The 18,867-nt window shown below is 70.0% G+C and carries 18 protein-coding genes, 1 tRNA gene and 1 pseudogene; 5 read left to right on the top strand and 15 right to left on the bottom strand.

The window, feature by feature from the left end; translation table 11 throughout:
* Positions 1–24 precede the first annotated feature (24 nt).
* Both ABD808_RS11220 and ABD808_RS11215 read left to right on the top strand, forming a co-directional pair.
* Positions 25–477 (top strand): annotated as a pseudogene (locus tag ABD808_RS11220) (dihydroneopterin aldolase); the annotation flags it as partial.
* A gap of 195 nt (positions 478–672) precedes the next feature.
* Positions 673–1,032 carry a hypothetical protein gene (locus tag ABD808_RS11215; RefSeq protein WP_344894055.1) on the top strand — a complete coding sequence of 120 codons (360 nt, stop codon included), beginning with the start codon at positions 673–675 and terminating at the stop codon, positions 1,030–1,032.
* 352 nt (positions 1,033–1,384) lie between these two features.
* On the opposite strand, the gene ABD808_RS11210 is transcribed toward ABD808_RS11215, so the two are convergent.
* Positions 1,385–1,457: transfer RNA gene (locus tag ABD808_RS11210), tRNA-Asn, on the bottom strand.
* 155 nt (positions 1,458–1,612) lie between these two features.
* Here ABD808_RS11210 and ABD808_RS11205 point away from each other — a divergent pair.
* Positions 1,613–1,879 (top strand): YtxH domain-containing protein, encoded by a 267-nt coding sequence (locus ABD808_RS11205; protein ID WP_344894053.1) that lies wholly within the window; start codon positions 1,613–1,615, stop codon positions 1,877–1,879.
* Here ABD808_RS11205 and ABD808_RS11200 read toward each other — a convergent pair.
* The 10 genes from ABD808_RS11200 to ABD808_RS11155 all read right to left on the bottom strand — a co-directional run bounded on the left by ABD808_RS11200 (position 1,876) and on the right by ABD808_RS11155 (position 11,397).
* Positions 1,876–2,352, bottom strand: coding sequence for a hypothetical protein (locus tag ABD808_RS11200; protein ID WP_344894050.1), 477 nt, complete (start codon positions 2,350–2,352; stop codon positions 1,876–1,878). The two genes, ABD808_RS11205 and ABD808_RS11200, sit on opposite strands and share 4 nt — an antisense overlap.
* Positions 2,353–2,369: 17 nt before the next feature.
* Positions 2,370–3,689, bottom strand: coding sequence for an amylo-alpha-1,6-glucosidase (locus ABD808_RS11195; RefSeq protein WP_344894048.1), 1,320 nt, complete (start codon positions 3,687–3,689; stop codon positions 2,370–2,372).
* A 138-nt stretch (positions 3,690–3,827) separates the two neighbouring features.
* A complete protein-coding gene (locus tag ABD808_RS11190; RefSeq protein ID WP_344894045.1) occupies positions 3,828–4,634 on the bottom strand; it encodes an HAD family hydrolase in 807 nt (268 codons plus the stop codon).
* Positions 4,631–5,743 (bottom strand): cysteine protease StiP family protein, encoded by a 1,113-nt coding sequence (locus ABD808_RS11185; RefSeq protein WP_344894042.1) that lies wholly within the window; start codon positions 5,741–5,743, stop codon positions 4,631–4,633. The genes ABD808_RS11190 and ABD808_RS11185 overlap by 4 nt, the downstream gene beginning before the upstream one ends.
* The gene (locus ABD808_RS11180; RefSeq protein ID WP_344894039.1) at positions 5,740–7,101 is read right to left on the bottom strand and encodes a phosphoribosyltransferase family protein; all 1,362 of its coding nucleotides are present in this window, start codon (positions 7,099–7,101) and stop codon (positions 5,740–5,742) included. The genes ABD808_RS11185 and ABD808_RS11180 overlap by 4 nt, the downstream gene beginning before the upstream one ends.
* On the bottom strand, positions 7,098–8,279 hold the full coding sequence (locus tag ABD808_RS11175; RefSeq protein ID WP_344894036.1) for an HpcH/HpaI aldolase/citrate lyase family protein: 1,182 nt from the start codon (positions 8,277–8,279) through the stop codon (positions 7,098–7,100). Before ABD808_RS11175 ends, ABD808_RS11180 begins: the two co-directional genes overlap by 4 nt.
* A 21-nt stretch (positions 8,280–8,300) precedes the next feature.
* Positions 8,301–8,879, bottom strand: coding sequence for a TerD family protein (locus tag ABD808_RS11170; RefSeq protein WP_344894033.1), 579 nt, complete (start codon positions 8,877–8,879; stop codon positions 8,301–8,303).
* 103 nt (positions 8,880–8,982) lie between these two features.
* Positions 8,983–10,128, bottom strand: coding sequence for a DUF475 domain-containing protein (locus ABD808_RS11165; RefSeq protein ID WP_344894030.1), 1,146 nt, complete (start codon positions 10,126–10,128; stop codon positions 8,983–8,985).
* Between the two features lie 68 nt (positions 10,129–10,196).
* On the bottom strand, positions 10,197–10,775 hold the full coding sequence (locus ABD808_RS11160; RefSeq protein WP_344894027.1) for a TerD family protein: 579 nt from the start codon (positions 10,773–10,775) through the stop codon (positions 10,197–10,199).
* 46 nt (positions 10,776–10,821) lie between these two features.
* Complete coding sequence (locus ABD808_RS11155; RefSeq protein ID WP_344894024.1) at positions 10,822–11,397, bottom strand: TerD family protein; 576 nt, start codon at positions 11,395–11,397, stop codon at positions 10,822–10,824.
* 214 nt (positions 11,398–11,611) lie between these two features.
* Here ABD808_RS11155 and ABD808_RS11150 point away from each other — a divergent pair, with 214 nt between their 5' ends.
* Positions 11,612–12,859, top strand: coding sequence for a molecular chaperone DnaJ (locus ABD808_RS11150; RefSeq protein WP_344894021.1), 1,248 nt, complete (start codon positions 11,612–11,614; stop codon positions 12,857–12,859).
* 16 nt (positions 12,860–12,875) lie between these two features.
* Here the strand turns inward: ABD808_RS11150 and ABD808_RS11145 are convergent, their stop codons facing one another.
* From ABD808_RS11145 to dnaG, 3 genes are all read right to left on the bottom strand, one after another.
* On the bottom strand, positions 12,876–13,352 hold the full coding sequence (locus ABD808_RS11145) for a YbjQ family protein (RefSeq protein ID WP_344894018.1): 477 nt from the start codon (positions 13,350–13,352) through the stop codon (positions 12,876–12,878).
* 174 nt (positions 13,353–13,526) lie between these two features.
* A complete protein-coding gene (rpoD, locus tag ABD808_RS11140) occupies positions 13,527–14,672 on the bottom strand; it encodes an RNA polymerase sigma factor RpoD (protein ID WP_425548920.1) in 1,146 nt (381 codons plus the stop codon).
* Between the two features lie 71 nt (positions 14,673–14,743).
* Positions 14,744–16,711, bottom strand: a complete 1,968-nt coding sequence (gene dnaG / locus ABD808_RS11135; protein ID WP_344894012.1) for a DNA primase — start codon at positions 16,709–16,711, stop codon at positions 14,744–14,746.
* Positions 16,712–17,039: 328 nt separating this feature from the next.
* On the opposite strand from dnaG, the gene ABD808_RS11130 reads away from it, so the two are divergent.
* A complete protein-coding gene (locus ABD808_RS11130) occupies positions 17,040–18,458 on the top strand; it encodes an ABC transporter ATP-binding protein (RefSeq protein WP_344894009.1) in 1,419 nt (472 codons plus the stop codon).
* A 12-nt stretch (positions 18,459–18,470) separates the two neighbouring features.
* On the opposite strand, the gene ABD808_RS11125 is transcribed toward ABD808_RS11130, so the two are convergent.
* Entirely contained in the window at positions 18,471–18,848 is a 378-nt protein-coding gene (locus ABD808_RS11125; RefSeq protein WP_344894006.1) for a MerR family transcriptional regulator, read from the bottom strand.
* Positions 18,849–18,867 lie beyond the last annotated feature (19 nt).

Here is an 18,867-nt window from a genome sequence, read left to right as displayed (position 1 = left end):
CGGCGTCTCGAAAAGTACCCGCAGCCGTTCCACACCAACGCCGAACTCTTCCTCGACCTGACCAAGGTGGCCGCGTCGGACGACCTCGCTGACACGATCGACTACGCGGCGGTATGGGAAGAGATCAAGAAGCTCGTCGAGAACGAGTCCTTCGCGATAATCGAGCGGCTCGCGGATCAGATAGCGCACAGGGCACAGATAGACGAGCAACTCACTGAAGCCCAACGCCTACCTGACGGGCCCCTCCGCCTGCACATCGGCTTCGTCGTCGGCCCCCGCAGAAACTGGCCGAACCTCTGGAAGCCAACCATCGACGCCCTCGGAAAGCTCCTCGGCGGAACAACACCAGACCGCCCCTGGCACCCGAGCGACGGCCGGATCGTCCAGCTAGGGCTAAGCACACGCACCGACCCAACCTTCGGCAACCACATAACCCTGCGCATCCACGCCGGACCATCAAGCGCAGACCCCACCTGAACCAAGCGCGGCTCTCTCACAAAACACAAATCCACGTGGCGACGAACCGACGTCGTGCTAAAAGATCAGACTGTGGAGACCGTCGCTCAATGGGTCCGCACCCAATGGACCAAACGATCCCGCGGTGGCCCTGGAGCCACCCGGAGAAACGCCGCCCCCATCGCCTTCCCGCTCCCAGCCAGGCAGGCGCCGTTCGTGCACGAGGTCCTCATGCACGAACACGACGACTTTCAGCCAAGATTCTCGACCCACGAAGGACCGCCCGGCTCCCCCTCCGACACCGGCGTACTCCTCAAGGAGACCAACGGGCTCCTTCGAGTCCAACTGGTCGCGACACCCCTCGGCATGCCACGCAGATGGCGACGCCCTCCAGCAGTCCGCCTCGCCCCCGGACATTGGCTTCGCTGGCAGATCAACTACCGCTTCACCGGACCACACGGCGGCGAATGGACCTACCAACTCGACACCCTCAACATCACCTACGGCCCCGCACCCGCCAACCTCTTCCTAGGCACCCCAACCCACCACATCACCGAACTAGCCCCACTCCGCTAACCCCCCGAACACCCTGGACACCGTCCGGCTGGACGCACCTGCACCACCCACCCCGACGCCGACATGCTGCGAAGCGTCGCAGCCACCCACTCCCGTCCGGTCACCCTCCGAACGCACTGATCTTCCCTGTAGGGCCAGGCTCCCCCTGAACGAGATCGCACCACAAACCAGAGATCTATCGCCCCGAGCCCCAACTGGGTACTCACTCTGTTACTCAGTATGAGTCAGCGACTGGGAGGGGGCGTGGGGCGGAGCCCCCACCACGGGGGTCCGGGGGTCGTCCCCCGGGTCAGCACTGCGGGCCCGGGCGAAAGTGCGGCGAAGCGCACTGAGCACACCTCGTCTGCCTCGGCTCCCGCGATTGGACTCGAACCAATAACCTGCCGGTTAACAGCCGGCTGCTCTGCCGATTGAGCTACGCGGGATCGTGCTGTGCGTCGGGGGTCTGGCCCCGGCGGCGGGTCTAGGTTAGCGCATGTCCGGGGGTGGGCGCGCACTCGTTGTTCGGGGGGCGGCACGGGTGGCATGCGTATGGGCGGGTATGGGGGTGGGACGAATCCGCCGTCAGCGGGAGATGGATATGAAGGCTCGCACGATGTTCATGGTGGGCGCTGCGGTCGGCTACGTCTTCGGGACGAAGGCCGGGCGTGAGCGGTACGAGCAGATCAAGCAGCTGTCGCAGCAGGTGCAGGAGAACCCGAACGTGCAGCAGGCCGCCGGGAAGCTGCGGGCCAAGGGCGAGGAGTTCGCCGGTGCGGCGCGTGGCAAGGCCAGTCACATGCGGGAGCGGGTGCCGGAGCAGCCGGGGCGCCACAAGGACGAGCAGCCGCCTGTTTATCCCGGTTAGAGGCCTGTTTGGCGGCGCAGGTCTTCGAGGACCTGTTCGGCCTGGGCTCTAAGGCCCGGGTCGGACGGGTCCAGTCCGGCGTCGAAAAGGAAGGTCCAGCGTACGTCGCCGCCGGTGGCGGGGCGGCGGCCCGCTATGCGGACATGGCCGCCGCCGGGTAGGACCGCTTGGTGGCTGACGGCGATGGTGGCTGTGACGCGTTCTCGGACGGTTTCCGGGACGGAGCCTGGGGCGGTTAGGCGGACGTGGTGTTCGGCGCGGGACGTTTCGTGGACGTGGAGCCAGCCCTCTTTCCAGGTGGCGTGGTCGACGCGTTCCCAGGGGATGCGGGTGAAACCGCCCTCGGCGGCGGGGATGTGCAGGGCGGTTGTGGTGGCGGTGACGTGGGAGCCGCCGCGGGTGGGGGCGGTGGCGAGGGCTCGTTCGCCGCGTTCAAGCGGGAGTGTGTCGCGGAGGCCCCGGGGTAGACGCATTCTCCAACGGTAGGCGATCAGGCTGCCTGGGGGGCGCGGCGGGCGCTCAGGAGGTCGAGGACGAGGGCGGCGGACCAGGCGTAGTCGTGGCTGCCGCGTCCGGTGCCGTCGAAGGGGTCGAAGAACTCCCGGAAGCCGGACTGGCGGACGAGCCGCATCGTGGACCCGTAGATCAGGTCGGCGATGACGGGCAGGCCGTGGCCGAGGGCGCCGTACCAGACGAGCCAGTTGGTGCTGACCCAGGTGGGGCCTCGCCAGTAGCCGCCGCGGTCGAAGGCGGGGGCCTGGATGTCGCAGGTCGGGACGGGGTATCCGGCGGCTCCGGCGAAGCGGGCCGACAGGAGGAGGTCGACGAGGTTGCGGACGATCGGGGACGGCAGCTCGGGGTCGAGGAGCGGGCCGAACGCGCCGACGGTGACGACGGGCAGGAGGCGGTCGTCGCGCAGGTCGCGGGCGCGGAAGCAGCCGGTCTCCGGGTCCCAGAGGTGGTCGAGGATGGCGTGGTGAATGCGTTGCGCCTGGTCGCGGTGTGGGGCCGGGTCGGCGCCGATGAGCGTGGCGATCTCGGCGAGGGCGTGGGTGGACGCGAGGTAGATGGCGTTGACCAGGGGGTCCTCGACGGCGAAGGGGTGGTCGTCGCGGAGGTAGGTGCGGCGGTAGCCGGCGTGCCGCATGAGGGCGACGAGCCGGACGTACCGGTCGTAGTCCTCGCCGTTGGGGAGGGTGTGGGGGCGTTGCGCGGGCGCGTACGCGGTGGGCGGGAGGCGGAGGGCGCCGAGGGGACGGTCCCAGGCGGGGCTGTTGTCCAGGCCCGACTCCCACGGGTGGCAGATCGCGATCAGGCCGTCGGAGCCGATGTCGCGGGCCTGGGCGAGGTAGCGGTGCTGGGCGGTGAGCAGGGGATACAGGCGCGCGAGGAACGCGCGGCTGCTGTCGCCGTCGGTTGCGCATTCGTGCAGGCGGAGTGCGACGAGTGCCTGTAGCGGAGGTTGGGTGAGGCCGGAGGTGTGGACGCCACGCGGCGCGTCCGGGTGCCGTTCGCTGTGCCACAGTTCCGGGCCCGGGAAGAACGCGCGGCGGGCGAGCCTGGTGTTGAACACGATGTGGGGCAGCATCCCGTTCGCCCACTGGCCGCGGAACAGGCTGAGCAGTTCGGCCTCGGCGCGGTCGCGGCGGTGGCGGGCGAGACCCAGGCTGATGAACGCCGAGTCCCAGCTCCATTGGTGCGGGTAGAGGCCGGGGGACGCCGCGGTGGACGTCCCCGTCCAGTTCGCGTCGAGGGTCCTGGCCGCGGCTTTCCACAGCGCGGTCTCGTCGCCGGTCAGACGGGCGCTCATCGCGGCAGGATGACCTCCTCCTGAGCTGGAGAGGCGCTCACCGTGATTGTGACCTCAGAACGCCGCCGCTGCGACCCCTTGGGGACAGTCGCTTGTCAACGTGCCGAGGGGTCGACCAGTAAATATTTACAATCCGCCTTACGGGGTGGTCGCGCGCTCCAGTAGCCAGTCGCCGATTTCCTGCCCGGCGAGGATGCCGCGTGCGGTGGTGACGGCCGTGGTCGGGGACGTCCATCCGGTGTCGTGCAGTTCGCCGTGCGCGGGGCGGATCGAGTTGTCGGCGGCTTCGAGGAGGTCGATGTCCAGGAGCGAGTCACCGGCGGCCAGCATCGTGGACGCGCCCGTCCGGCGGGCGATCTCGGCGGCGGCGGCGGCCTTCGTCAGGGTGGTCGGCAGGCAGTACACTTTGCGGCCTTGCAGGGACGTCCGCCAGCCGCGTTCGGCGCACCAGGCGGTGAGGTCGTCCACCCAGGTGGGTGGGAGCGAAGCGCGGTCCACGACGGTGTAGGCGAACAGGTCGGACGCGTTACGGAGCTTCAGGACGAAGTTGCCGCTGGTCCGTGTCAGGTGGTTCTGGACGTCGGCCAGTGGCGCGCAGTTCTCCGTGATGGTGTTTTTGACGGACGCCGCCCATTCCGGGTCGTCCACGCCGTCCACGAGGAGGTGGCCGCCGTTGGCGCTGATCGCGTAGGGGGCTGATTTCTCCAGGAGGCGGACGCGCCGGTACTGCTCCAGGGTTCGCGTCGTGGTCGGGACGAACGTGGTCGTCTTGGCGAGGGTTTCGAGGGTGCGCGCGGACGCCTCAGTCATGTAGGAGAGCGGGGCGCCTTGGTAGAACTCCACGCAGAGGAGGCGCGGCATCGTCTCGTCCGGGCCATGCAAGGCGAAGGCCGCTGTGGAGTAGATGAGCGTGCGGTCGAGGTCGGAGCACACCAGGACAGTCATTGGGCGGCCCCCTTGCCGAAGCGAGGGTGAATGAAACCCATGCAGGCGTAGGGGAAACGGTCGGGTTCGACGTCAATGACGGGCACGCCGCGTTCCTCAGCCAGGAGCCTGATGTGTGTGACTTCGGGTCCCGCGTCCTGGCGTACGAGCACTTTCCAGGGGACTCGGCGCAGTAGCACGCGCGTCGTCTCGCCTATGCCGGGTTTGACGAGATTCATGTCGTCTATGCCTTCGGCATGGGCGCAACGGCGGACGGCTTCCCAGCCCGACCAGTCGGGTGTCCGGTCGGCGGCCCGGTGGTCGGGCAGGTTCTTCTCGACGTGTTCCGCGACGTCCGCGAAACGAGCGGAGACGGTGTCGAGGAACAGTGCGGACACGTCGTCGTCCGCGAGGTCGGCGTAGAACTTCGCGCCGTGGAAGTCGCCCGGGCCGATCAGGTCGGTGTTGAGGACCGTCCGGCTGACCAGGCCCGACACCGTCGAGTTGAGGCACGCGGACGGGATCAGGTAATCGTCGCGCGTCCCGAAGAGAGACGTGCACCGGCCCGGGTCGGCCAGCACCGCCAGATCGGGCTTGAACGGCTGCGGGGCGAGCGCGGCGGTCAGCTCCCGCGTGATCGCGCCCTTGCCCGTCCAGCCGTCCACGAACATCACCGACGCGGCGTCGTGGTGCTCGGCGAGGTACCGCAGGGCCACCGTGTCTATGCCGCGACCCCGGACGATACTGAGCGTGTAATGCGGGATGTCCTGGCCATGCGCGAACCGTGCCCAGCGACGCATCAGGATCCCGATCGGGGTTCCGGCGCGGGCCAACGAGACCAATACCGCGTCCGGGCCGCGTTCGGCGAGGATCAGCTCGGTGACAAGCCCGGTCGCGTACGCGAGCCGCTCCGCCGCCGCGTCCAGGGCCCGGTGGAACAGCCGCCGGTACTCGGGGCCCGGCTGGTACTCGACCGGCAGCGACTCCGCGTAGTGGGCGCGGCCCGCCTGGATCGCCGCCTCCCGCTGCTCCGTGGGCGCTTCGAGCCGCACGTGGGAGAGGTCCTTGAGCAGCCACGTGACGTCTTCCGCCGGGTAGCTGCCGAACGACGGCCCGTGCAGGGGTTTCACGGGCGCCTCCTCGCCGGGACGGTGGCGAGCAGGATGGGTGCCAACGCCTGGAGCCGTCGCAGGAGGCCGTCGGCAAGGGCAGGAGTGTCTCCGGCGTCGTCGACCACGAGGATGATCTGGTCGGACGCCGAGGAGACGTTGTAGGCGTAGCGCTCCCCCGGCCCGTCGGCGGGGTCGTCGTGCGCGGGGAAGGTCAGGCGGGTCCTGATGGCGTAACCGGGGTCGTCCACGGCCAGCACCGGCGAACGGGTGGTCGTCGAATACCGGACGTCCAGGTCGGGACGCGCGTCGGCGAGCGCCTCGGCCAGGCGGAGCGGCGCGTACATCAACTCCTCGAAACCCAGCACGAGGACACGCGAGGCCCCCTCCCCCAGGCCGGACGCGAGGACGTCGGCCATCCGGGGCAGGTCCTTCTCCAGCCGTTCCCGATGGGCGGGCAGAAAGCCGTGCCGCCCTCCGTCCGGCAGTCCGGCAGGCCACTCCAGCTCGACTCGCGTCACGTCGAACGTACTCTCCGGCTCCTGGGGCGCCGAACGCGCCGTGAGCTCGGTGACGAGCGTCTGACCGGCTTCCAGGACGTCTTCTGGGAGGTCCACGTGCCCGGCGGCCAACGCGACCGCGTCTATGCGGGTGCCCAGGCGGTCGGCGAGAGCCTCCATGCGGGCCCTGTCGGCGGGGCCGCGCAAGTCGACCAGGGCCGCCACCACGTAACGGCTCCTGGGCCGGACGGTGTGCAGTGCCTCGATGGTGTTCAGGACGGTCCGGCCAGTAGAAAGCTCGTCGTCCACTAGTACAACGGGTACGTCCCGGTCAAGGGCGGCAGGGTCGGCGGGTAGCAGGAGATGGCTCGTGGCGTGACTGTGCTCCTCCTCGAACCCTCCGTACGTGGCGAAACCCTTCACCGGACGGCGCGTGGAGTGCAGGTAGTAGGCGTCTCCCAGGGCGTCCGCCACCGAATGCCCGAGAGCCGTGGCCGTCTCCGCGTAGCCGAGGACGAAAGCCTCCACAGGGACCTGTGGTGCACGCAGAAGGTCACGCAGCCCGGCCGCCGCACCCGGCACACGCCGCAGAGCGTCCACGAGAAGACCATCCGGTGGTGTCGGCTCCTCCTGGCGTAGGCGGGCGCGCACGAGTTCCCCGAGCAGAAGCCCGGCGCCGTACACGAGCCGAGGATCGGTCGGGACGTGCTTGCCCAGCACCTCCGAAACCAGAAGATGCGCACGGCGTGGATTGCGCCGCACTGCCAGCCCGACCAGATCGGCCAGACCCGCGCCGACCGGACGCTGCCCGTCCGACAGCCGGACGCCGAGCCTCGACGCGACCCACGAACCGGGCCACGGGCGCTGGGGCGAACTCACGGGCTGCCCGCCGCTTCGAGCAGCTCGACGAACGTGACGTCCTCCGCCGCCACACCGAACACACGCGCGCGCAGCATCAGTCGCTGTGCCCACGCCCTATGCGGCTTGGCCTCGTTCATCTTGTTGGCGTAGGAGCTGGCCATCGCGCCTCCCCCGGTACCGTCCAGGATATCGGCGGCGTCGCAGTACTCCTCGTGCGTCACCACCGACAGCGCGTGCACGGCCGCCACATGGGTCGGATGGATCACGGTCTTGCCGATGAGGCCGTTCGCCTTGTCCAGGTGCACTTCGCGGATCAGGCCGTCCAGGTCGGACGTGATCAGCCGCTCCCGCAGCGGGGCCGCCCGTTGCGCGTCGAACGGCGACCGTCTCAGCTGCGGTTTGAACATCCGCTCGCCCGCCGAGAAGTACTCCCAGACCGGGCCCGTGACCACGTAGCCGGTGCCGTCGACGCGGCCGAGGATGTTCACCACGTCGCAGATCACGCCCGCGACCGGACGGATGTCGTAGATCGTCAGGTCGGGCGGACGGCGCAGACCGTACGCGGCGGACATGTCCGTCGCGCCGATCCGGACGGCCAGGATCCGCCGCCGGTGCTTGGCGAGCAGCCGCGCCACGTCGTGCAGCATCTCGGTGCGGGTCTCGGCGTACACCGCCGCCGGGCTCTCGATCACCGGCATCGCCAGCAGCCGCAGGCCCGTCCGGGTGGCGGCGTCCTCCAGCGCGTCCAGGAACGCTCCACCGGAGGACGCCGTGAACTTCGGCAGCACGAAACCGTTGACCAGGGCGGCCGCGTCGCCGAGCCGCCCGATCAGGTCGCCGATCTGCCGGGGGTCGCGGACGCGGACGAACAGCAGCGGCACGTTCCGCGTCTCGGCGGGAACTCGCCCGGTGGTCCGCGCGTGCAGGGTCCGCAACTGCGCGACCAGGTTCGTCTCGCCCGCCGTGACCTCGCCGTCGGCGATCGCATCCTCCAGACACACCACCATGCTCATCACGCCGCGCAGCGCCGCGCGCTCGATGTCGTCGGCGAGGGCGGGACGCGTCGCGGGGCAGTACAGCGTCGCGCCCAGCGCCACGCCCAGCACCGACGGGTCGGCATGCCGGTCGAAGGGCCGCGGGTGCCGGTAGAACAGGTGCTTGCGGCGCGCGGCGTCGATGTGCTCGAAGTGCCGCATGGACGTCTCGTCAGGTTCCGGTCACAGGTGAGTCGCCACGGCGGGCAGCAGGTGCTGGAAGGTGCGGCCGGTCGCCGTCGCGCCGATCGCCGTCATCGACCAGCCGTCGCCGTCCCGCGACACCTTGGCCATGATCTGCGCGTTGTGCTGGCCGGAGCCCGTCAGGTCGAAGCGCGCGATCTCCTGGCCGGTGGTCTCGTCCACCAGTCGGCAGAAGGCGTTGGCGATCTGCGAGAAATCCTGGCCGGTGAACGAGTTCACCGTGAACACCAGCTGGGTGACGTTGGCCGGGATGTTCTGCAGGTCGACGTTGATCACCTCGTCGTCACCCTCGCCCGCCCCGGTCAGGTTGTCGCCGGTGTGCTGGACGGACCCGTCCTTGCTGCGCAACTGCCGGAACCACACCTGGTCGGCGAGGTTGCCGCTGCCGTCGAACAGCAGGCACGAGGCGTCCAGGTCGATGGACCTGGCCTTACCCTTCCCGAACAGGCCCTTCTTGGCGACGGCGTCCCAGCCGAGGCCCATCCTGACCCGGGTGAGCGTCCCGCCGCCGGGCTTGGTCAGCGAGACCTTCTGCCCCTTCTCCAGCGAAATCGACATCGTCGGCTCCTTCAGAATCGAAACTGGCGCGGGGTCGGACTTCACGGGCTGGTACTTCACGGATGTCGGACTTCACGGGACGCCGCCGGACGCGCGCGGCGGGTCAGACCTTGCTCGTCGAGTCGGACGAACGGAGTTCTCGCCCGTCGTCACCCGGCGCGGCCGAGGACGATCCCTCGTCCTCGCCCCGGTTGCGGACGACGGAGCTGATGAACGCCGCGATGATCAGCCCGGCGCCGAGCCCGCCGGTGATCCACTCGGGCACATGGCGGCCGATGCTGACCAGCATGCAGACGGCGAGCGCACCGATCGCCCAGTGCGCGCCGTGCTCCAGGTACACGTACTCGTGCAGGGTGCCCTTGCGGACGAGGAACACGGTCAGCGACCGGATGTACATGGCGCCGATGCCGAGGCCGAGCGCGATGACGATCGGGTCCGGGCTGATGGCGAACGCGCCGATGACGCCGTCGAAGCTGAACGAGGCGTCCAGCACCTCCAGATACAGGAAGAGGAAGAACCCGGCCTTGCCGGTGGCGAGGGCCAGCGAACTCGGCCCCGACCGGCCCGCCGCGGCCGCCCGCTCGCCGTCCTCCCCGTCGCCGCCGTCCTCGTCGTCGTCATCGTCGCTCGCCTCGGAGAACAGCTCGCCGAGCCCGTTGACCAGGATGTAGGTCACCATGCCGAGCACGCCCGCGATCATGACGTCGCCCGGGTCGTCGGCCGACAGCCACGCCACGAACGCCAGCGCGCCGCCCGCGACGACCACCGACAGCTGGTCGAGCTTGCCGATGCGGGCGAGCGGACGCTCCAGCCACGGCAGCCACTTGTCGGCGCGCTCCTCGAACACGAAGTCCAGGAACAGCATCATCAGGAACATGCCGCCGAACGCCGCGATCATCGGGTAGGCGTCGTTCATCAGCTCGTGGTAGCGGTGCGAGTCGTTCAACGCCAGGTCGAACGCCTCGTACGGGTTCAGCTTGGCGGTGATCCCCACGATGAGCAGCGGGAAGAACAGCCGCATGCCGAACACCGCGATCGCGATGCCGACCGTCAGAAAGATCTTCTGCCAGAAGACGCTCATGCGGTCGAGCACCTTGGCGTTGACGACCGCGTTGTCGAACGACAGCGAGATCTCCAGCACGGCCAGCACCGCCACCAGGGCGAGCCCGGTCGGACCGTCATAGAGCAGGGCGAGGAGCAGGCCGACGACCGTGACGCCGAAGGACCACCCGAAGGTGCGAAGAATCATGCGCGTATTTCTGCTAGGAAGATCGGCCGGGCGTGCGGGTGCGGCCGGGATGCGGGGGCCGCCGGTCGTCAGCCGACGTTCACGCCGAAGTCCAGGGCGATGCCGGCCAGACCCGAGGCGTACCCCTGGCCGACCGCTCTGAACTTCCATTCGCCGCTGTGGCGGTACAGCTCGCCGAAGACCATCGCCGTCTCGGTGGAGGCGTCCTCGGTGAGGTCGAAGCGCGCGAGCTCGTTGCCGTCGGTCCGGTTGACGATCCGGATGAAGGCGTTGCGAACCTGCCCGAAGCTCTGCTGCCGGTTGTCGGCGTCGTAGATCGACACGGGGAACACGATGCGCTCGCACTCGGCGGGCACCGCGTTCAACTCGACGTTGATGGACTCGTCGTCGCCCTCGCCCTCACCGGTCAGGTTGTCGCCGGTGTGCTCGACCGAGCCCTCGGGGCTCTTCAGGTTGTTGAAGAACACGAAGTGCTGGTCGGACATGACCTTGCCGGTGCCGCCGAGCATCAGCGCGGAGGCGTCCAGGTCGAAGTCGGCGCCGGTGGTGGCGCGGACGTCCCAGCCGAGGCCGACGGTGACCGCGGTGAGGTTGGGCGCGGCCTTCGTCAGCGAGACGTTGCCGCCCTTGGCGAGTGAGACACCCATGTTCGGGCCACTCCCTTCCTGTGGTTCTGTGCTCCGGAGGGCCTGATCAGAGGTTGACGCCGAAGTCGGCCGCGATGCCCGCCAGGCCGGACGCGTAGCCCTGCCCGACGGCGCGGAACTTCCATTCCGCCCCTGACCTGTACAGCTCGCCGAACACCATCGCCGTCTCCATCGAGGCGTCCTCCGACAGGTCGTAGCGCGCCATCTCCGCGCCGTCGCCCTGGTTGAGCACCCGGATGTAGGCGTTGCGGACCTGCCCGAAGTTCTGGCTGCGGGTGTCGGCGTCGTAGATCGACACGGCGAAGGCGATCCGCTCGGCGGTGGCGGGCATGGCGCCGAAGTTCACCTTGAGCTGCTCGTCGTCGCCCTCACCGGCGCCGGTCGTGTTGTCGCCGGTGTGCTCGACGGCGCCGTCCGGCGTGCGCAGGTTGTTGAAGAACACGAAGTGCTGGTCGGTGATGATCTTGCCGGAGCCGTCCAGCACCATCGCGGAGGCGTCCAGGTCGAAGTCGGTGCCTGTGGTGGTGCGCAGGTCCCAGCCAAGACCGACGGTCACCGCGGACAGGCCGGGGGCCTGCTTGGTGAGCGAAACGTTGCCGCCCTTGCTGAGACTGACACCCACGATGGGCCTCCAAGATCGCATGCCGCTGTTTCGGACGCCGCCCCGGCGTCCAGCCTTATCGACGTTGCAGCGATGCTATCCGTTCCACAAGGGCCGGAGTCATTACCTGGCGTCTCACGCGATACCACATCCTGGGGAGACGGACGCGACGCCGCTCCGAGGCGAAAATCCGGGCCGACTGCGCCAGACTGGGCAGGGACGAAGGGAGGCAGCGTTGCGGGGAGCGGGCGACCAGCGCCGCCGTGGCCGGGGGGCGCAGGCGTCCTCCGGGGCCGTCGAGGCCAGGGAGGCCGCGTCGACGGCCTTCTACGACATGGACCAGGCGCAGAAGTACATCGGCGGCCGCGTCACCGTCTTCGAGGACCTGGACGCCGGGGCCGCCGAACCCGTCCGGCGGGAGTTCACCGGGCTGGCCGAGTCCGGCGACGCCGCCGCGGTCGCCTACATCGCCGTCCTCGACGCGCACGACCTCGATGACCAGGACCGGACACCGGCCGAGTACGACTCCGCGCGGCGCGCGTTCGTCGCGTGTACGGAGCGTCTCCAGCAGGTCACCCGGAACCTGAACGGGTTCGCCGAGCGGCTCGCGCCGAAGATGGCGCGGCTGGAGGCCGCGCTCGACCAGCTGCCGCCGAAGCTGACCGCCGCCCGCGACGCCGTCACCGCCGCCGACGCCGCCGTGCGGGCCGCCGCGGACGCCGGGATGGACGCCGCCGACCCGGAGGCGGAGCTGGCCCGGGCCAGGGAGATCCTGGCGCAGCTCGGCTCGCAGGGCCTCGGCGGGCTCGGGCTGGACGGCGCCATGCGCAAGGCCGAGGAGGTCCGCGAGATCGCCGAGGGGGCCCGGGAGGCCGCCGCCGAGCTGCCGCAGATGGCGCAGAAGGTCCGCAACTCGCTGGCCTCCGCCCGGACCCGCGTGGACGTCGTCGCGAACCGCGTCGGGCCCGTCAAGGAGGCGATGAAGATCCTGCTGCGCGGCTACTCGCAGGCCTGCTGGCAGGACCTGAAGGGCGCCCCGGAGTCGATCGAGGCGGGCGCTACGCGGGCCCGGGAGCGGCTGAACGAGGCGTCCGCGCACACCGCCCGCGCCGAGTGGAAGCAGGCGCAGCAGGCGCTCACCGCCGCCCGCACCGAGCTGAACGCGGCCGACCGGCGCGCCGGGCAGGTCACCGGACGGGTCGAGGAGCTGAAGTCCGTCGCCGCCGACCCGGACAAGCCCGCGGAGGCCGTCCGGTTCGCCGTGCGGGACGCCCAGCGGCTCGCCATGGCCCAGCCGGGCGGGGCCGCGCCGCAGCACGCCCGGGTGCTCGACTCGCTCGTCGAACGGCTGGAGAACGCCCCGACGCGGCTCACCGGCGCCCACCCCGACTACTGGGCCTACCTGCGGGAACTGGAGTCGATCAAGACCGCCGCCGGGGACGTCGTCACCCGGATCCGCGCGGAGCGCGCGGGCCAGAGCTGAGCGGGCGCCCTACGGCTCAGCGGGGGCGGTCGTGGATGCCCATCGTGAGGTTGCGGGCGACCATCGGCGGGCCGCCGGGCTGCGGGTCGCCGTACGGCGGGGCCTGCTTGTGCTGCTGGGCGTGCGGGTGCTGCTGCGCCTGGTCGCGGGGCTGCGCCTGCGCGGGCTCCGCCCAGACCGCCGTCCCGTACGCGCAGACCTCGACGGCGCCGCCGATCACGGTCGTGTCGAACCGCATGCCGACCACGGTGTTGGCGCCCTTGCGGCGCGCCTCCTCGCCGAGCCGGTCCACCGCCTCGCGGCGCACGGCCGCGAGGCCCGCCGCGGGCTGCTCACCCGTCACCCGGAACGTGGCGCTGCTCCCGCCGTGCCCGGGCTGCGGGGCACCGCCCTGCGCCGAGGCGGAGTCGGCGCGCACGGCCGTCCCGAGAACCTCGCCGAGCACGCTCCTGATCTCGTACCCCGCCACGCCGTCAGTCGTCACGATCAGCATGACCACCACGGTAAATCACCGTCCGGACGAAATGGGACGCATTGGTCGGACGACATGCCGAAACCGCACTCGATTCGGCGCCCGGACGGCCGGTCGGCGGGCGGTTGACACGCGGTTGAGGGGCGGGCGTCGTGCGGTTGGAGGGCGGGCGTCGTGCGGTCGGCGGACGTCGTCTCAGTCCAGGTACTCGCGCAGCATCTGCGCGCGGGACGGGTGGCGCAGCTTCGCCAGGGTCTTCGACTCGATCTGGCGGATCCGCTCCCTCGTCACGCCGAACTCCCGGCCGACCTCCTCCAGCGTGCGCGGATGGCCGTCGGTCAGGCCGAAGCGCAGTTGGATGATGCGCTGCTCCCGTTCCGACAGGGTGCCCAGGATGTCCTCCAGCTGGTCCTGGAGAAGGATGAACGCCGCGGCCTCGATCGGCACGACGGCGTCCGCGTCCTCGATGAAGTCGCCGAGGTCGGAGTCCTCCTCGCCGATCGGCGACTGGAGCGAGACCGGTTCCTGCGCGATCCGCTGGATCTCCACGACCCGGACGGGCGACAGGCCCATCTCCAGCCCGATCTCCTCGGGGCTGGGCTCACGACCGAGGTCCTGGTGGAGCTGGCGCTGCACGCGGACGAGCTTGTTGATCGTCTCGACCATGTGCACGGGGATCCGGATGGTCCGCGCCTGGTCGGCGATGGCCCTGGTGATCGCCTGCCGGATCCACCAGGTGGCGTACGTGGAGAACTTGAAGCCCTTGGTGTAGTCGAATTTCTCGACCGCGCGGATCAGTCCGAGATTTCCCTCCTGAATCAGGTCGAGGAACAGCATTCCCCGCCCCACATAGCGTTTCGCGATCGAGACGACGAGTCGCAGATTGGCCTCGATCAGGCGTTGCTTCGCCCGCGTGCCCTCGCGGGAAAGCAGTTCGAGGTCGATGAGTTCACCGCGGGCGAGAACGGCGGTGCCCGCCGCCTTCTCCTCGGCGAACAGTCCCGCCTCGATCGATTTGGCGAGTTCTACTTCATCTTCTGCCGTGAGCAGCGGTACGCGACCGATCTCTCTCAGGTAGATCCGAACCAGGTCGCTCGTCGGCGCCCGCTTGCCGAGGTCTCCCTCGTCCACTCGCACGACGTCCTCGGTCTCCTGTTGAGACTCGAGGACCTCCACCCCCTGCTCCGCGAGCAGCCGGACGACCCTTTCCAGGGAATCGTCCGGCAAGTCCGAGCGATCGAGCGCGGCGGCGACGTCCTCGACGGTCACGCCGCCGCGTTCTCTGCCGCGCGCGACGAGGTCCGCCACCTGATCAACCGATGGCGCCTCGCTTGGCAGCACCGAAGGGCCCACGCAGACAGTCTGCGTCAAATGGAGCCAAGATCACAGGACCCATTTTGCGGTCCCTTGACTCACTGTGACCCAAGCCCGCGCTCCCGCAACACCCGTCTCTGCTGCTCAAGCGCGACAAGATCGCCGAACAGCCGGGCGTACTCCTCCGGAACCTCGACCGGATTCAGCCGCTCGAGTTTAGATTTGGCGTCGGCGATCATCCGGGTGAGCTGGCGCTCCTGTATTCGGGCCAGCAATTCAACGGCGTAACGGTTGTCCGAATCATCAGCAGCGCGTGCCGGTTCCACCCCGAATTTGGTGATCAGGTCTCTGACCTGGTCGTCGGGGGCCCGTTCCAGCAGGAGCGCGACCCATTCGGCGGCGCCGCCCGCCACCGCCACGCCGCCCACGTCGGCGATGACCGCGCGCACCGCGGCGTGCGGAGGGGCGATGAACGCCTCGTTCGGAAGCTCGTCGAACGCCGGACCCAGCACCGCCGGGCGCTGGACGGCCAGCTTCAGCAACTCGCGCTCGCGCTGGACCTCCGGGTCGGTCGGATCGAACGACGGCCTCCCGGGGGCCGCGTTCCCGGCACGGCCGTTGCCGTTCCGGTTGCCACTGCCCGCGCCGCCGTTGCCCGCGCCGTTGTCGGGACGGCCGTTGCGCAGCCGTCCGTTTCCGCCCCTGGCGTTCCCGGTCTGGGCGCGGGCGTGCGCCCGGTTCGCCAGTTCGCGGACGCGGCGCAGCACGAACTGCTCGTCCATGATCCCGAGCCAGCGGTCCAGGTTGACCGCGTACAGGTGGCGGCGCGAGCGGTCCTTGATGGCGGCGACCACGGGGGCGGCGGCGTCCAGCGCGCTGAGCCGCCCCTCCACGGTGTTGAGGTCGTGCTGCTCGATCGCGCTGCGCACCGCGAACTCGAACAGCGGCAGCCGCGCGGCGACCAGGTCGCGCACCGCCGCGTCGCCGTGCCGGATTCGCAGGTCACAGGGGTCGAGACCGTCCTGCTGGATGGCCACGAACGTCTGCGAGACGAACTTCTGCTCGTCGTCGAACGCGCGCAGCGCCGCCTTGCGCCCGGCCGAGTCGCCGTCGAAGGTGAAGATCACCTCGCCGCGGAACTCGTCCTGGTCCATCAGCAGGCGGCGCAGCACCTTGATGTGGTCGTCGCCGAACGCCGTCCCGCAGGTGGCGATCGCGGTCGGGACGCCCGCCAGATGGCAGGCCATCACGTCGGTGTAGCCCTCCACCACCACGGCCTGGCGGCGCTTGGCGATCTCGCGTTTGGCCAGGTCGGCGCCGTACAGCACCGAGCCCTTGTGGAAGATCGGCGACTCGGGGGTGTTCAGGTACTTGGGGCCTTCGTCGTCCTCGTAGAGGCGCCGCGCACCGAACCCGATGACATCGCCGGACAGGTCGCGGATCGGCCACATCAGCCGCCCGCGGAACCGGTCCATGGGGCCGCGCCGCCCCTCCTTGGCCAGGCCACCGGCGACGACGTCACGGTCGGCGAAGCCGCGCCCGCGCAGATGCCGGACGAGGCCCTCCCACTCGCGGGGCGCGAACCCGACGCCGAAGCGCTCGGCGTCGGCGCGCTCGAAGCCGCGCTCGGACAGGAACGTGCGGCCGATCGCGCCGTCCGGCGAGGTGAGCCGCTCGGCGTAGTACTCGGCGGCGGCCTTGTGCGCCTCGACCAGCCGGGCGCGCTGCCCGCCGTCCTGGCGGGGACCGCGCCCGCCGCCCTCCTCGTAGCGCAGTTGGAGGCCCGCCTGCGCGGCGAGCCGCTCCACCGCGTCGGTGAAGGACAGGTGCTCGATCTCCTGGACGAACTTGATGACGTCGCCGCCCGCCTCGCAGCCGAAGCAGTGGTACAGCCCGCGCGCCGGCGTGACGTTGAACGAGGGCGACTTCTCGTCGTGGAAGGGGCACAGGCCCTTGAGGTTGCCGCCGCCCGCATTGCGGAGCTGGAGGTACTCGCCGATCACGGCGTCGATGGAGGAGCGCTCGCGGACGAGCGCGATGTCCTCGTTGCGAATGCGGCCTGCCACGACGTAGGAGTCTACGGCGGTGGCCCGACATCGGGCGCCGGGAGCCCCGATCCGGACGCGGTCCAGCCCCGATCCGGCCCCCGATCGGCCCCCGGCCCGGCCCCGAACCGGCCCCGATCCGGTCCCGATCCGGTCCCGATCCGGTCCCGATCCGGTCCGGTCTGGTCCGGCCCTGCGGGGAGACCGTTCCGCTGAGCGGGACTTCGCCGGGCGGGTGGCCGGTCTCGGCCTAACCGACCCCGGGCATCGTCGAAATCACTCTGGACAACCCGGACCGTCGCACGATGTGATAGCGGACCGAGTCTTTAGCTCCATATCAGGCGGACCGATGACGGATGTTGTTCTTGACGGTGTTCACAAGGTGTATACGGGCGGGGTGACCGCCGTCCGAAATATCCGCCTGAGAATCAATGACGGCGAGCTGTTCGTCCTTCTCGGACCGTCCGGCTGCGGCAAGTCCACGATCCTGCGCATGATCGCCGGACTGGAGGAGATCACCGAGGGCGACCTGTGGATGAACGGGGGCCGGGCCAACGACCTGCCGCCGCGCGACAGGAACGTTGCAATGGTGTTCCAGGAGGGCGCGCTCTACCCGCACCGCACGGTCAAGGGCAACATGATGTTCCCCCTGGAGGTCTCCGGGGACGACCGCGCCGAGGCGAACGCGCGGGTCATGGAACTGGCGCGCGCCCTCGGCATCAACACGATGGTCGACCGGCTGCCGCGCACGCTCTCGGGCGGCCAGCGGCAGCGGGCCGCGATCGGACGGGCCCTGATCCGCGAACCGTCGCTGTTCCTGCTGGACGAGCCGCTGTCCAGCCTCGACGCGGGCCTGCGCACCGAACTGCGCGTGGAGATCTCCGCGCTGGTGCGCTCCACCGGCACCACCACCGTCTACGTCACCCACGACCAGGTCGAGGCCATGACGATGGCCGACCGGATGGCGGTGCTGCGGGACGGAGTCCTGGAGGACGTCGGCACCCCCGAGCAGATCTACGAGGACCCGGCGACCGTGTTCGTGGCGGCGTTCCTCAGCTCACCGCCGATCAACCTGCTCCAGGGCACCCTGTGGACCGTGGAGGACGAGGGCCTGCTGATCGACTTCGGCCCGCAGCGGATGATGGTCCCCTGGGACGATCCGCGGGCGTCGTCGCTGATCAGCCATCAGGGCCAGCACGTCACCGTCGGGATCCGCCCGGACACGCTCACGCCGATCGCCCCCGGTACCCCGGCGCAGCCGGGAACCGTCCTGTCCGGCCAGGTCAGGGCGCTGGAGTTCCACGGGCACGAGTGGCTCGCCTACGCCGAGGCGGGCATCACGACGGTCGACCCCACCGAGGTGGGACGTTCGGCGGCGCCCGCGACGTACGAGCCCGAACGTCCCGGACTGCGCGACCGGCTCAAGGATCTGCTCGGCAGGCCGTCCCAGGACGAGCCGCCGCCCGAGGAGCACGTGCCGGGCCACCACCGCCGCGCCGACCTGATCTTCCGGATCGCGCCGGGCAGCCGTCCCAACCGCGGTGACCATGTCGCGCTGGCCGTCGATCTCGACCGGGTGCTGTTCTTCGGCGCGGACGGGCGGCGCGTCACCCCCGTCCACCGGCACCAGACCGCGCCGCCGCGCATGCACCGTCCGGGACACGCAAGCCAGGAGACGCGAGCCCACGACACCGGCGCCTTCGGCACCCCCGGCCCCACGGGCGGCTACGGGACGACGGGCGGTTTCGGCGGTGCGGGCGGCCACTGATCGGGCGCGCCCTCAGACGGGCAGGCTCTCGCAGAGCGCGTCGGTGTAGAAGCCGATCTTCATCCGGACCTGATCCTGCTGCTCGCGCAGCCTGGCGATCCGCTCCTCGACCCTCCGGTCGTGGTCCTGGAGCAGGTCAAGACGCTCTTGGACCGTCTCAGCCCCGGCCTGGACGAGCAGCGAGTACCGCCGCATCTCGGCGAGCGGCATACCGGTCTCGCGCAGGCACCGGAGCATGGTGAGCCACCCCAGGTCGCCGTCGCTGAACACGCGCCGTCCCGCCGCGTTCCGCGCGATGCCGGGGAGCAGCCCGATCTTCTCGTAGTAACGCAGCGTGTCGATGCTGAACCCGCTTTTCTCGGCGGTCTCGGCCGGGGTGTAAGAACTCACGCGCTCCAGAATCCCACCT

This window comes from Actinomadura meridiana (genome assembly GCF_039537545.1).
GTDB classification, from domain to species: Bacteria; Actinomycetota; Actinomycetes; order Streptosporangiales; family Streptosporangiaceae; genus Spirillospora; species Spirillospora meridiana.
This window is presented reverse-complemented; position numbering and strand designations above follow the sequence as displayed.

What these genes read in the sequence shown, in the direction of transcription:
- ABD808_RS11190 (WP_344894045.1), bottom strand. Translation starts at nt 4,634, where the DNA reads ATGACTGTCCTGGTGTGCTCCGACCTCGACCGCACGCTCATCTACTCC.
- ABD808_RS11165 (WP_344894030.1), bottom strand. Translation starts at nt 10,128, where the DNA reads ATGATTCTTCGCACCTTCGGGTGGTCCTTCGGCGTCACGGTCGTCGGC.
- ABD808_RS11205 (WP_344894053.1), top strand. Translation starts at nt 1,613, where the DNA reads ATGAAGGCTCGCACGATGTTCATGGTGGGCGCTGCGGTCGGCTACGTC.
- ABD808_RS11145 (WP_344894018.1), bottom strand. Translation starts at nt 13,352, where the DNA reads ATGCTGATCGTGACGACTGACGGCGTGGCGGGGTACGAGATCAGGAGC.
- ABD808_RS11170 (WP_344894033.1), bottom strand. Translation starts at nt 8,879, where the DNA reads ATGTCGATTTCGCTGGAGAAGGGGCAGAAGGTCTCGCTGACCAAGCCC.
- ABD808_RS11195 (WP_344894048.1), bottom strand. Translation starts at nt 3,689, where the DNA reads ATGAGCGCCCGTCTGACCGGCGACGAGACCGCGCTGTGGAAAGCCGCG.
- ABD808_RS11160 (WP_344894027.1), bottom strand. Translation starts at nt 10,775, where the DNA reads ATGGGTGTCTCACTCGCCAAGGGCGGCAACGTCTCGCTGACGAAGGCC.
- ABD808_RS11200 (WP_344894050.1), bottom strand. Translation starts at nt 2,352, where the DNA reads ATGCGTCTACCCCGGGGCCTCCGCGACACACTCCCGCTTGAACGCGGC.
- ABD808_RS11175 (WP_344894036.1), bottom strand. Translation starts at nt 8,279, where the DNA reads ATGCGGCACTTCGAGCACATCGACGCCGCGCGCCGCAAGCACCTGTTC.
- ABD808_RS11130 (WP_344894009.1), top strand. Translation starts at nt 17,040, where the DNA reads ATGACGGATGTTGTTCTTGACGGTGTTCACAAGGTGTATACGGGCGGG.